The 12,490-nt window shown below is 61.9% G+C and carries 12 protein-coding genes and 1 pseudogene; 8 read left to right on the top strand and 5 right to left on the bottom strand.

Annotated elements, in window-relative coordinates; genetic code table 11:
* Window positions 1–14 precede the first annotated feature (14 nt).
* Window positions 15–566, bottom strand: a complete 552-nt coding sequence (gene msrA / locus G6N56_RS17170) for a peptide-methionine (S)-S-oxide reductase MsrA (RefSeq protein WP_264020405.1) — start codon at window positions 564–566, stop codon at window positions 15–17.
* Between the two features lie 484 nt (window positions 567–1,050).
* Here msrA and msrB point away from each other — a divergent pair, with 484 nt between their 5' ends.
* The 5 genes from msrB to G6N56_RS17145 all read left to right on the top strand — a co-directional run bounded on the left by msrB (window position 1,051) and on the right by G6N56_RS17145 (window position 4,833).
* Window positions 1,051–1,461, top strand: coding sequence for a peptide-methionine (R)-S-oxide reductase MsrB (msrB, locus tag G6N56_RS17165; protein WP_408632709.1), 411 nt, complete (start codon window positions 1,051–1,053; stop codon window positions 1,459–1,461).
* Between the two features lie 396 nt (window positions 1,462–1,857).
* Window positions 1,858–2,313, top strand: coding sequence for a DM13 domain-containing protein (locus G6N56_RS17160; RefSeq protein ID WP_085256553.1), 456 nt, complete (start codon window positions 1,858–1,860; stop codon window positions 2,311–2,313).
* A complete protein-coding gene (locus G6N56_RS17155; protein WP_085256554.1) occupies window positions 2,310–2,819 on the top strand; it encodes a DoxX family membrane protein in 510 nt (169 codons plus the stop codon). The genes G6N56_RS17160 and G6N56_RS17155 overlap by 4 nt, the downstream gene beginning before the upstream one ends.
* Window positions 2,820–3,122: 303 nt before the next feature.
* Window positions 3,123–3,818: a response regulator transcription factor gene (locus G6N56_RS17150; RefSeq protein WP_085256555.1), complete on the top strand. Its 696-nt coding sequence runs from the start codon at window positions 3,123–3,125 to the stop codon at window positions 3,816–3,818.
* Window positions 3,805–4,833, top strand: coding sequence for a sensor histidine kinase (locus G6N56_RS17145; protein ID WP_085256556.1), 1,029 nt, complete (start codon window positions 3,805–3,807; stop codon window positions 4,831–4,833). Before G6N56_RS17150 ends, G6N56_RS17145 begins: the two co-directional genes overlap by 14 nt.
* A gap of 247 nt (window positions 4,834–5,080) precedes the next feature.
* On the opposite strand, the pseudogene G6N56_RS29825 reads toward G6N56_RS17145, so the two are convergent.
* From G6N56_RS29825 to G6N56_RS17135, 3 genes and pseudogenes are all read right to left on the bottom strand, one after another.
* Window positions 5,081–5,262: pseudogene (locus G6N56_RS29825) on the bottom strand (site-specific integrase); the annotation flags it as partial.
* Between the two features lie 130 nt (window positions 5,263–5,392).
* A complete protein-coding gene (locus G6N56_RS29820) occupies window positions 5,393–5,542 on the bottom strand; it encodes an FAD-binding protein (RefSeq protein WP_408632708.1) in 150 nt (49 codons plus the stop codon).
* 326 nt (window positions 5,543–5,868) lie between these two features.
* On the bottom strand, window positions 5,869–6,342 hold the full coding sequence (locus G6N56_RS17135; protein WP_085256558.1) for a DoxX family protein: 474 nt from the start codon (window positions 6,340–6,342) through the stop codon (window positions 5,869–5,871).
* A 288-nt stretch (window positions 6,343–6,630) separates the two neighbouring features.
* On the opposite strand from G6N56_RS17135, the gene G6N56_RS17130 reads away from it, so the two are divergent.
* The 3 genes from G6N56_RS17130 (at window position 6,631) to G6N56_RS17120 (ending at window position 10,758) form a co-directional block, all read left to right on the top strand.
* A complete protein-coding gene (locus G6N56_RS17130) occupies window positions 6,631–7,080 on the top strand; it encodes a winged helix-turn-helix transcriptional regulator (protein WP_085256559.1) in 450 nt (149 codons plus the stop codon).
* A 580-nt stretch (window positions 7,081–7,660) separates the two neighbouring features.
* Window positions 7,661–8,923, top strand: a complete 1,263-nt coding sequence (locus tag G6N56_RS17125; protein ID WP_163645137.1) for a condensation domain-containing protein — start codon at window positions 7,661–7,663, stop codon at window positions 8,921–8,923.
* A gap of 1,133 nt (window positions 8,924–10,056) precedes the next feature.
* Entirely contained in the window at window positions 10,057–10,758 is a 702-nt protein-coding gene (locus G6N56_RS17120) for an alpha/beta fold hydrolase (RefSeq protein ID WP_158090729.1), read from the top strand.
* A gap of 87 nt (window positions 10,759–10,845) precedes the next feature.
* On the opposite strand, the gene dnaB is transcribed toward G6N56_RS17120, so the two are convergent.
* Window positions 10,846–12,222 (bottom strand): replicative DNA helicase, encoded by a 1,377-nt coding sequence (gene dnaB, locus G6N56_RS17115; RefSeq protein ID WP_085256562.1) that lies wholly within the window; start codon window positions 12,220–12,222, stop codon window positions 10,846–10,848.
* Between the last annotated feature and the right edge of the window lie 268 nt (window positions 12,223–12,490).

Here is a 12,490-nt window from a genome sequence, read left to right as displayed (position 1 = left end):
GACCGGTGCCCACCTCAGCTGCTACCCGCGCCGACGAGGACCGGTTGTTCGCGATACAGATCGGGGTATTGACGCATGAGGTTGTCGAGCTTGGGCATGTCGTTGATGGCGATGTAGCTGTTGGTCGGATTGGAGTTCAAAAAGTCCTGATGATGCGCCTCGGCGGGAACGAAAGCGGTGGCGTTCTCGACACGGGTGACGATCGGTGCACCGAAGACGCTGGCTCGGTTGAGCTGAGCGATGTAGGACTGGGCGACCCTTTGCTGCGTGTCATTCTGCGGGAAGACGGCCGACCGGTATTGGGTCCCGACGTCGGGACCCTGCCTGTCGAGTTGGGTCGGGTCGTGCACGACGGAGAAGTAGATCCGCAGCAGTTGCCCGTAAGTGATTTGAGTGGGGTCGTAGGTGATCTCGACCGACTCCGCATGCCCGGTCGTGCCGGTACTCACTAGGTCGTAGTGTGCGGTCTGTTCGGTGCCACCCGCGTACCCCGACACCGCCCGTCGGACTCCTTTGACGTGTTCAAAGACCCCCTGCACACCCCAAAAGCACCCAGCTGCCAGCACCGCAGTCTCGGGGGCGCTCGAAGTCGCCAAGGGCTCATCCACCGCGGGCCCGGGAATGTTCACCGCGGGCGCCGCGCTGCCCAGACCTGAGAAGCGGCCCGTGCAGGCAATGATTTCGAGGCTAACCGCGCACAGGACCGCGGCCAGCCAAATCGGGCTAATCCTTAGCGATCTGCGCACGATGCTCCCCGCTCAGTCTCGATGCCAGCTCTATCGCCTTCAGGTTAACCGCGAACGGCGGTGCCAATTCTTACGAAACAATGGCGCCGAATCCCACCTCCACATCTGGAGCTTCTTACGGAACCATGACGAAGTGGCGGTTGACGATGACCCCGCCGCGCGCGCTGCGTTACGGTGATTGGACTGGATCTCCCTGTCAGTCAAAGGTGTTGGTGAGATGGATGCGACGAGACGGCGGTTTCTCACCGCCGCCAGTGTGGCGGTACTGTCGATGGTCACGGCCGGTGCCTGCGCCACACACGCGATGTCCTCGCCGCCCGACACGAGGTTTGCTGTCACCCACACCGACGCCGAGTGGCGAAAGCTTCTGCCCGCGGCCCAATACAGCGTGCTACGCGAGGCAGGCACCGAAGCTCCGTACAGTAGTCCACTCAACGACGAACACCGTCATGGCGTGTTCAGTTGTGCTGGCTGCGCGCTGGATCTCTACTCGTCGGATACCAAGTTCGACAGCGGCACCGGCTGGCCGAGCTTCTGGAAGGCCCTGGACAACGCCGTGTTAGAGCGTCCCGACAACAGCCTGGTCATGACACGTACCGAAGTTCTCTGCAGCCGGTGTGGAAGCCATCTCGGTCACGTGTTCGACGATGGTCCGCAGCCGACCGGCCTGCGGTACTGCATGAACGGCGTCGCCATGACCTTCGCCTTGCTGTGATCGCACACGCATGATCGTCGACAACTGAGTGGCAGCGCCGGATAGCTAACAGCACTTCTAGCGAGCGCGTCTCGTCAGATGCCACACGCGGAGGTGCTCGACCAAGACGTTCTGCGCAGCTGTGCTGCAGAACGCACACAGGACCTTCGCAAAGTGCCCCAACGCATCCCATGCGGCCCGATCGGCTGGAGCCGCTGGCTCTGATGGATCAGCGGGAAGCAGCTTGCGGAAATTGCCGAGCGCCGAATTTGAAGGATCCGCCGGGAATCACCCGGCGAAATTATGACGTAGTAGTGACGAAGCCGTCGAGCGTCGCCAATTTCGCCAATTGCTTTGTAGCGTATGCACTGTCAACCACAGAACGCGCGATCCGGCGCGATGCGAAAGGTAAGCCATATGCGATCCACGACGCTAAAGGGCGCAACCCTGCTCACGATTTCCTTGGCCCTCGCGGCCTGCGGCGCTTCGAACGAGGCACATCCCGGGCCCGCAATGTCGCAGTCAACGACGGCCCCGGCGATGTCACAATTGGCGACTTCAGGTGCCGCGAGTGCGCGAACGGGGACCTTCGGGGGTCTCAATGACAAGCACGTCGCGGGAACCGCAAGTGTCACACCTACCCAAATCGTCCTGTCGGGCTTCTCTTCCGACGCAGGGCCGGACCTGCACATCTACCTCACCAACGGCACAGACGAGAACGCCGTGGCTGCGGGCAAGTCGCTTGGCGGTGTCGCGTTTGACAAAGCGTCTCAGACGTTTTCGACCGACGGGGTAGATCCGTCAAAGTACACCACCGTCGTGATCCACTGCGACAAGGCAAAGGCCGTCTTCGGCGCCGCCACCCTGACATGAAACCTCACGTCAAGCCCACCGCCCTCGCCGCGTCGATCACTTTCGGCGCAGCGAGGATGGCTCTGGGCATCCTGTGGCTGCATGAAGGCATTTTCAAGTACACCGCACATTTCGGGCGCGCGGACATTTTACTAGTCGCGGACAGCGCGAAGTCCAACAGCCGGGTACCCGAGTACTTCGGCGCGTTCGCCAAACACCTACTCGGCAGCTGGCCCGGCCTGTTCGGAATCCTGATTCCGCTACTGGAAACTGCACTGGGCGTCGCACTGCTCATCGGGGCACTCACCCTCCCTGCGGCCCTGGCATCGCTACTGACGCTCATGACCTACTGGAGCTCTGACCAGCTCATCGCCCAATATCCCATCATGGGTATTCTGTCGGCGGTCGTGATCACTTGGTCGGGCTGGGCCGCGCGTCTCTCGGCGACATCGCTCGTTGTGTCACCTCTGAACCGAAAACAGATTGCTGCACAACTGATCTCGGGACCACTTCGACGCTGGCTATAGCGAGCCGGCCCCTAGCATCGCGCCACGCGCTCCCCACAGGGGCGAACCCGGAAAGTGCGCTGCGGTCGGGCGCTACCAAGTCAGGCAGGGCCGGTACCTCACACCTGATGCAGGCAACCGCGTGGACGCCATCCTGACGGCGGCACCGACGGCACGACCCGAGCACCAGGTGATCAAAATCCAACCACCGCAACAGGGGGGGACACCTCACCCTGACACCGAGCCGGGCGACCACCAGGTCAATCGTGACAAGTTCATGCCATCGCAGCTGGTAATCGCGCCTCGGGTCTAGTGTCAGGTGGTGTGAGCCGGATCTTGATTGCCGACGACGACCCCATCGTCCGGGATGTGCTGCGAAGGTACCTGGAACGCGACGGGCACGACGTGTCGATCGCGCACGACGGCAACGAGGCACTTCAGCTGCTGGGAACCGAACACCTCGACCTCGCCGTCCTCGACGTGATGATGCCGGGCCCGGATGGAATGACGTTGTGCCGCAGTATGCGTCGCGGGAACAGCTACGCGGTGCCGGTGATCCTGCTGACAGCGCTGGGCGAAGAGGACGACCGCATCGCCGGATTGGAGGCCGGAGCCGACGACTATGTGACGAAGCCGTTCAGTCCGCGGGAACTGGTACTTCGGGTCCGATCGGTATTGCGCCGCGCCCCGTCGACGGCCGATGAGCTGCCGCCGGAACTGAGCGCCGGATCGCTGCGCGTCTTGACGGCGGCCCGCGCGGTGACCGTCGATGAGCGACCCGTCAGCCTGACCAGCCGGGAGTTCGACCTGCTGACCTTCCTGCTGACCCACACCGACACCGTGTACTCCCGCCAAGAACTGTTGAAACTGGTGTGGAGGTGGGATTTCGGTGATCTGTCGACCGTCACCGTGCACATCAAACGGCTGCGCTCCAAACTGGGCGACGCCCACCGGGTGCAGACCGTCTGGGGCCGGGGCTACCTCTGGCAGGAAGGGCAGACGTCACATGCCGACGACTGACCTGTGGGAGATCGCCGGTTGGGCGCTGGCCTGCTCAATCCCTGTGGTGTTGTTTGGCGCGCTGACTATCCGCCTCGCTCGGTCGTGGTCGCTAGCAGTGAGCATGGTGGCACTGGTGTTGATTCCTACCCTGGCCACGTTCACCGGGGTTCTCGGCGCCAGCGGCTTCATGATCACCGAAACGTTCGAGCGCACCGCGGTGGTGCTGGTCGTCGTGTCGGTCGTGACCATACCCGCCGCGGTGCTGCTGGCGCGTTACCAAGCCCGTAGAACGGTGTGGGAACGGGAGATCCGGGACTCCGAACGGACAGCCGAGCAGTCCCGGCGTCGTCTGGTGGCGTTCGTCAGCCACGATCTGCGCACCCCGCTGGCCGGCATCCGCGCGGGGGCCGAGGCGATCGCCGACGGCGTGGTGAACGACGACGAAGCCCTCGAACAGGCCAAACATATTGAACAGGAGTCAATCCGGCTAGCGGAGATGGTGGACGACCTGTTCGAGATGTCGAAGATCAACGCCGGCGCGGTGCAACCAGCACACGACACCGTGGCGCTGGACGAAGTGGTCGACGATGTGGTGGCCGCTCATCGGATCGTCGCCGAACGAGCCGGGGTAGCACTGCACGTCAAACTGCCCGATGAACCCGTGCAAGTGATCGGCAGCCACCGAGCCCTCGTGCGGGTGTTGTCGAATCTGGTGGCCAACGCGATCGCCCACACCCCGCACGGCGGACGAGTCCAGCTGGCACTCGGCCACGACGAGCAGGGGGCGTGGGCGCGAGTCGATGATACCGGCGTCGGCATCACCGAAGCCGATCTGCCCAGGGTGTTCGACGTCGCCTACCGCGGCTCCAACGGCCGTGTCCCGCGGGCTGATTCATCTCTGCCCAGTGGGTCCGGCTTGGGGCTCGCTATCGCGGCGGGACTAGTGCAGGCATACCGCGGCACGCTGTCGGCATCCAACCTGGACACCGGTGCGCGCTTTGAAGTCCGTTTGCCACTAGCCGACGACTCCTGAAGGCGGCTCCTGAAGATTACTCTGCTCCGGACTTCACAACGACGGATCCACAACACGAGTGCTGGTTACGTCGTGGCACCACGAGATGCCCGCTGCCGACGAGCGGTTGACACCCGAACCCCGTCCTTGACGGCGGTGTCCAACACCCGGCGTAACGTGCTGACCCGGTAGTCGCTGGACACACAGGTATACAGCGACGTCCTGCTGGCATGGTCGTCACCCATCCAATCCCGAACGAACTTGGCACCCGCAGATGGCGCAGCTCGTTGAACCGCAGCCCGTAGGAGCGGGCGAGCTTAAACATCGCCGCGTCCCCGTGGTCGGCAGCCAGCCCTTCCGCGCCGACGCCGCGATCAGCGACACCTGGTCGTCATCAGCACGGTCGAAGAAATCCTGCAGCTCTCGTTTGGTGAATGCCCGCTTGGTCGGGGACTACTCGGTGTCTGCACGTCAATTCCAGCTGTGTGGTGAGAGCAGCCATGTAGCCGGACACGACGAATGGTTCATGGAATGTGTCGTCAACGTCGTACACGCCGTCCCAGCCAATGCGACTGCTGGATCAGCACCTAACATGGACCGTGAAACTGTCGCGGTGCACGTCCAGCTGCTTCAGATCGCTCAAGTCGACGACTACCCCCTCATCGCGTACGGACCGTCCTGCCGCATCGTGTCCGTCACCGAGGATTGAAAGTTCTACGCCGTGCTCCACTGCGGCGCATACGGTTAACGAGACCTCGTATGGGGAGGCAGGGCGAACAAGTATTGTCGGTTCGGCGGTCACAGCGCCGTTCGAAACTCGTCGACGCGCTGCCGCAGCCGCCAGCGCGACCACCCGTTCCTCGGATAGCCAATGGCGCAACTCCGCGGCCAACGCCACGATCGGCGATGCGCCAGTCACAAAACACCTCTTCTGTCCCGCCGTATGTGCCCTCGCGCACTCGGCCCAATTTGCATCCTCGATGGCGCATTCCACCGTCGAGTGCGTTCGGATCGATAGTCCCCGCCAAATCAGGCGTTGCCGGCCCGCCCTGTCAGTCACGGATTCTGTGTACGGTCGTCCCCGCTTGGATAAGTGCTACGTCGCAGCGAGCGGCGCTTAGCGTCGAGGCCATACGCGCCACCGCCGGTGAACACCATGAGAAAGAAAGCAAAGCAGTACAGCACCGCCCGTTCGCCGTTGTTGCCTTGTGGCCACAAACCGTGAGGTTGGTGTTGCCAGAAGTATGCGACAGCCATCGTGCCGGAGGCAATGAAAGCGGCTGCGCGAGTGAACAACCCGATCATAACGAGGAAGCCAGTGATGATCTCGATCACTCCGGACCACCAGTCAGGCCACATCCCGACCGCTGCGGCCGGGCCCCTTCCAGTCATTCCAGTGCCGATCGGCCAAGCGAAGAGAGTAACTGTGCCGTGGATGGAGAACAAGAAGCCGATCACGCCGCGATAAAGGCTGAGGATCTTTGGCGTGTACGAATCGTGAAGGAGCATTGCGACGGTGCGCGACGTCATGAGCTGTCTCCTGGTTGAGTGGGGGCGATGCATCGTACTTGCATGGGGCGACCGGTCCAACGCCAATTCCGCGGTCCGCTAAGTCCTGTCAGAGAAGCTCTGTGCCGATCCGTTGCAGATCGCGCGACGTTCACGGGGTCGCGTGACTCGCCAGTACCCCGGCGAGACAGGGTCGATGGAGAACTGGTTAGTGGTCGCAACCAAGACTCTAGACCTCTGACTTTAACGTTGCAATCCAGTTGGTTATGATTAGCGCGGTAAGAGCGGCAATCGAGAGTGGGTGGAGTCATGGCGGCAGCCGTCCTCGGTGACGAGGTGGTCTGTTCAGTTGAGCGAGCAGTTCACGTGCTCGGTGCACGGTGGACGCCGCTGATTCTGCGTGAGCTCTACTACGGATGCACACGGTTTGACGAGATACGGCAGCGCTTGGGTATTGCCACCAACCTCCTAACGACTCGTCTTGGCGACCTCGTCGAAAGTGGAGTGATTGAACGGCTGCCGTATAAGGATGGGCACGCGCGAACGCGACACGAATATCACTTAACCGCCGCGGGCCGAGAGACGCTCCTTATCCTTGGCGCCTTGCAACAGTGGGGCGATCGGCACCAGCCTCGCACCAAGGGACCGTCGGTGCTGCGGCGACATCGCGACGGAGGCGGTCAGCTGCACGTGGCGTTTGTCGATGACGACGGTCGCGAAGTCGCGCTGCAAGATGTTGAGATGGTCCCGGCGACGTGACTGTCGGAACTCCCGGCATTGGCGTCTATCGTGAAAGGTGTTGCCCTCGTCATAGATTGAACGTCTTAGAACCAAACGCGGAATCGGTGTCAATTTGGACGTAGGCTACGCATTGCCGACCACGCATAACGGGTCTCGGGTGGGAGAGCTCTTATTGACGACTTTTGAGCGATCGTTAGCTGCATCTGTACTTTGCCCCAGTATTACTCGAAACGTGCTGAAGGACAGATCTATCGCGGTTTTTGACCATGCCCAATGATGGTCGTCGAGGGTTGTGCGTACACGGAAACCGCCTTGAACGTGTGACACGCCTGCTGGCGTATGGCGATTCATTGGGGTGCACGAGATTCGGTGCCTCAAGGACGAGCGGCATTCATGGGCTCGGCAACGGAGCCGAACTGCCTTTGAGGCTTGGCAAGCGTTTTTATGGCCACAGGGCGATGATTCGCGGGCGGACTAGGATAGGGACAACTTTCGCGGTGTACAAGTACTACTGCACGGATCATTTAGGGTCACCATCCACGGTTAGCCTCGAGAATTCGGAATGAATTTCGGTGCCCAACAAAGAGTTTGGAGACTGGTGACGAAAGGCAACCAAATGCACGAACAGGCAGCGACTTTGGTACGGCCCCTCGGCGCGACAGAACGACTCTTCTATCGCTACAGCCAGCGCAATCGATCGCATCACCTGATCATTGCTGAGTTCAATGAGGTTCTCACCGCAAACCGGTTGGAGCCGGCACTGCACGCCGTTCAACGACGTCACCCGTTGCTGTCAGCCCACGTCGAGGATCGGCCGAACACGCGTCTGACTTTTTGTCGCGCGGCGACTATTTCCCCCATTGACCTGACCATCCGCCGCAATTCAAATGCCCCTTGGCAGGCGTCCGCGGCAAAGGAACTCAACCAGCTGTTCGACCGCTCACGCGCTCCGTTGATGCGTGCGTCGTTGTTGCAGGGGCTGGCGGGCTGTGCGCTGCTCCTGGTCTTCGACCATACGATTGCCGACGGAATCTCGTCAGTGATGGTCCTCCGTGACTTGGTCGCCGCGCTCAACGGCGAAACCCTGTCACAGTTGCCTACGCCGCACCCCCAGGAGCTCCAGATCGCTAAGGCTCTGAGAGAGATCGCCCCCTTTGAGCCCTCCGAGCTGCCAGACGACCCCAGGATGGGGGCGCCTGTTTCGATCCGCCCCTTCGACGGCCGGCTCCGAAATCTGCACGCCCTGGCATTGTCGGACGGCGATACCGCGAAGTTGGTTGAGCGGTGCCGGGCTGAACGCACCACGGTACATGCAGCGATCGTGACCGCGACGAGCCGTATCCGGGCTGCCAAACGCGGGGAAGACTTTGTCCGGGTACAGACTCCAATCAGTCTGCGACCCGCGATTGGAATAGGCGGCGACTGCGCGGTCTGCTTGCAGTTTGCCTGTACGGGTTCGACTCCCCTGGGGGGAGAACCATTCTGGGACCAGGCACGCGCGACGGCGGCCCACCTTGCCACTGCCAGGTCAGCGCGCGGAATCCTGACAACATCTCTTGCTACCCAACAAGCACTTACCGTCGACGCCGAGGTTGTCGATGCTGAACAGATTGTGCGCCACGCAGGCCCGTCCGAAATGACAGTTACCAACCTGGGCGTGCAGAACCTCGAGAGCGTCGGCCCTCTGCGGCCCACGGCTGTGTGGGGCCCGGTGGCCCAAAGCCAAGTGGATGACGAGTATGTCACCGGGGTGATCACCTATGCGGGCAGGCTGAGGATGGTGGTCAGTGGACACAACGTGCCGGACACGTTCCTGCCGGATGTTTGCGGCGATCTGGTGTCTGCCGTCGAGGACGCCTAGTACCTGGGCGCAGTTTGATCAGTTTCAGACCAGTTAGGTAAGTGCCATAGCGTGTGAGCACTTGCTCTCGACGGAGTCGACTTCTCTGCGGTCCAGGCACTGAACTCGGTCTGCGCCTTGAAAACTCGCTGTCGCCGCATGTCGGGAGTTATGTCCGTGCTGCGATTCACTTGCCCTGGCAGCTGATAGGAGATCTTGGAACACCATGCTGGATGGGGCAGGCACTGCGCCACCCCGGCCTCGAAATGCCCGAGAATAGCCTTCTCCGAAGCGAATCGGATATCGGTTGCCAAGGCGAACTCGCCACCAGCGCCACGAGCACGACCCCGCAGGACGCAGATCGTCGCGACGGGAAGCTTGCTCAACCGCACCAGATTGTCGAGACAGGGATGCAGCCCGGTCGGGCCCGGCTGCGTCGCGCCACGCGCATCTTGTCTGCCGGCAGATCCCAATGGGCCATAAAGAATCCCGGGTTGTCGCTGCGGAAGGCGATGACTCGCAGCCGAACGTCATCGCTAGCGCGATCGAGGAGCTCGCCGAGCTGGCGAATCGTATCAACATCCATGAGGTTGACAGGCCCGTTACTGAACGTAACTCGCCAGTACGCCGGCGAGACAGTGTCGATGGAGAACTAGTTAGTAGTCACGCCTCAGACTGCAAGTCGCTGGCTTTAATTATGCAATCCAGCATGCTAGAGTGGGAGTTGTGGTACCGCCGCAGAGCGAGAGTGGGTGGAACACGGCGCCTGTCGTCCTTGGCGACGAGGTGGTCTGTTCGGTAGAGCGAGCAATCCATGTGCTCAGTGCACGGTGGACGCCGCTGATCCTGCGCGAGCTGTACTACCGCCGCACACGTTTCGAGGACGTGCGGCAACATCTAGGTCTGCGCTCCCTGAGCTCCTTCGGGAGAGAGGTTCGGCGCAGAAGGGCCTTGGAGGATTTGCCCCGTCAACATCCCAGCAACCATGACCGCCCCGTCACGTCGCCTAACCGAACTGTCAGCCGGTTCGTACAGCAGACTCCAAGTTGTCGTGACGGCAACATATTTCGGCCACAGAAGCCGACCGGCACAACTTCGTCGCGGTTGCCGAGTCCCACAGAGTAGGCATTAGCGAGAACAAGGAGACCACTGGCTTGGCTAGTTTCGTGCTCGTACACGGCGCCTGGCACGGTGCTTGGTGTTGGGAAAAGGTAATGCCTCACCTGCACCGTCGCGGCCATCAAGCTGTCGCAGTAGATCTGCCGGGCTCCGATCCAACGGCCAGCTTTGATGATTACGCCAATGCGGTACTTGCGGCTGCAGAAGGTTTCGATGATCCTATCCTGGTTGGCCACTCCATGGGAGGACAGACAATCCCTCTGGTGGCTGCTCACCGTCGGGTTAGCAGACTGGTCTATCTTTGCGCGACGTTGCCAGACGTCGGCAGGAGCCTTTTCGACCAAATGGAATCTGAACCCGGCATGATTAACCCCGAATATCTCAAGGGTGTAGGTGAACCCGACACTCAGAATTGCATCTCGTGGATCGATGAGAAGATCGCCCTCAAAGTGTTGTTCAGCGATTGCGAAGGGACTACCGCGGTCGAAGCGTTCCAGCAACTAAGTCCCGGAGCCCTCTTTCCCGCAACTCAGCCATTTTCGCTACCCGCACTTCCGAGTGTGCCCTCGACGTATGTGATGTGCGTCGATGACAACATGGTCAGCCCCGCCTGGTCACGACGAGTCGTAGGGACGCGGCTCCATGCCGATCTCATCGAAATGCCCGGAGGGCACGAACCTTTTCTATCCAGACCGGCCCATCTCGCCGAGGTCCTGCACGGCCTAGCCGTGGGCTAGCGAAAAGCCCGCCGATTGCCGCGATCGAGATACCAGCGCGCCGGTCCTCGCTGTGAGCCGACGGGATGAACCTACAGGAACACAAGCTCACCGCGCCATGTTGGTGAACCGCGACAGGTGCAGCTGGTGTGCGACGGTGACCGTCTTGGTCGGGCCGTTACGGTGTTTAGCGAGAATGAAATCCGCCTCTCCCCCGCGGGGATCGTCCCGCTCGAAGGCATCCGGCCGGTTCAGCAGGATGACCATATCGGCGTCCTGCTCCAGCGATCCCGACTCACGCAGATCCGACAGCATCGGCTTCTTGTCGGTGCGCTGCTCCGGACCGCGGTTCAGCTGGCTGATCGCGACCACCGGCACCTCGAGTTCCTTCGCCAGAAGCTTGAGATGCCTGGAGAATTCGGACACCTCCACCTGGCGCGACTCGTGCTTCTTGCCCGAGGTCATCAGCTGCAGGTAGTCGACCACGACGAGCTTGAGGTTGGCCTTCTGCCGCAGCCTGCGCGCCTTGGCGCGGATCTCCATCATGGTCAGGTTCGGCGAGTCATCGATATACAGAGGCGCCTCGCTGATTTCGCTCATTCGCCGCGCCAGTCGCGTCCAGTCGTCGTCGGTCATCCGGCCCGATCGCATGTCGGCGAGCTTGATCTTCGCCTCCGCCGACAGCAGCCGCATCACGATCTCGGACTTGCTCATCTCCAGCGAGAAGATGACGCTGGCCATTCGGTGCTTGATCGAGCACGACCGCATGAAATCCAGGCCAAGGGTCGATTTGCCCACACCCGGCCGCGCCGCCACGATGATCATCTGCCCGGGGTGCAGGCCGTTGGTCACCTCGTCGAGTTCGGTGAATCCCGTTGGCACGCCGCGTGAAATACCTCCATTGGAGGCGATGGCATCGATTTCGTCCATCGTCGGCTGCAGCAGGTCCTCGAGCGGGACGAAGTCCTCGGACGTCCTGCGGTCGGCGACGTCGTAGATCTCGGCCTGCGCGCGGTCGACGATCTCGGCCACGTCGGCGCCCTCGGCGCCCGCGTAGCCGTACTGCACCACGCGCGTCCCGGCCTCCACCAGCCGGCGCAAAAGCGCCTTCTCCGCGACGATGCCCGCGTAGTAGCCCGCGTTAGCAGCGGTCGGCACCGTCGATATCAGCGTGTGCAAATACGGGGCGCCGCCGATCCGGCGCAGCATCCCACGGCGGTCCAGTTCGGCGGCCACCGTCACCGCGTCAGCGGGTTCACCGCGCCCGTAGAGGTCGAGGATCGCGTCGTAGATGTTCTGGTGCGCAGGACGATAGAAGTCGCCGGGCCGCAGCCGTTCCAGAACATCGGCGATGGCGTCCTTGCTCAGCAGCATCCCGCCAAGCACCGACTGCTCCGCCGCAAGGTCTTGCGGTGGCTGCCGGCCGTAGTCCTCACTCGGCGACGACGACTCCATGCCCGGCGCCAGGTCATCGACGACCGCCACGGACCTCCTCCTCCCCTGACATACGCACCCGAACGTACATTCGATAACCGCAATCCAGAGCGTAGGTCAAGGCGCCGACACGTCCGCCCGATAGCACCCGCGCGCCTCGCGCCGGGACGACGTTAAACGTTGCTGGCACATCGCCGAAAGGGGCATTGTTCATGAAGCTGTGCATGGTGTGTGCATATCCGTCGGCACCTGTGTTGAGCGGGGTGTGGAGAACCTGTGGATCAAATCGGGGCGGTTGGATATCCCTGCAGATTAGCGC

Source organism: Mycobacterium saskatchewanense (genome assembly GCF_010729105.1).
Lineage (GTDB): Bacteria > Actinomycetota > Actinomycetes > Mycobacteriales > Mycobacteriaceae > Mycobacterium > Mycobacterium saskatchewanense.
The sequence above is the reverse complement of the archived record's forward strand: the minus strand, read 5'-3'. Positions and strand labels throughout refer to the sequence as shown.

Bases quoted from the DNA above. Each gene is read 5' to 3' on its own strand.
- msrB (WP_408632709.1), top strand. From the start codon at position 1,051: ATGTCCTCGCCGCCCGACACGAGGTTTGCTGTCACCCACACCGACGCC.
- G6N56_RS17160 (WP_085256553.1), top strand. From the start codon at position 1,858: ATGCGATCCACGACGCTAAAGGGCGCAACCCTGCTCACGATTTCCTTG.
- G6N56_RS17155 (WP_085256554.1), top strand. From the start codon at position 2,310: ATGAAACCTCACGTCAAGCCCACCGCCCTCGCCGCGTCGATCACTTTC.
- G6N56_RS17145 (WP_085256556.1), top strand. From the start codon at position 3,805: ATGCCGACGACTGACCTGTGGGAGATCGCCGGTTGGGCGCTGGCCTGC.
- G6N56_RS17135 (WP_085256558.1), bottom strand. From the start codon at position 6,342: ATGACGTCGCGCACCGTCGCAATGCTCCTTCACGATTCGTACACGCCA.
- G6N56_RS17130 (WP_085256559.1), top strand. From the start codon at position 6,631: ATGGCGGCAGCCGTCCTCGGTGACGAGGTGGTCTGTTCAGTTGAGCGA.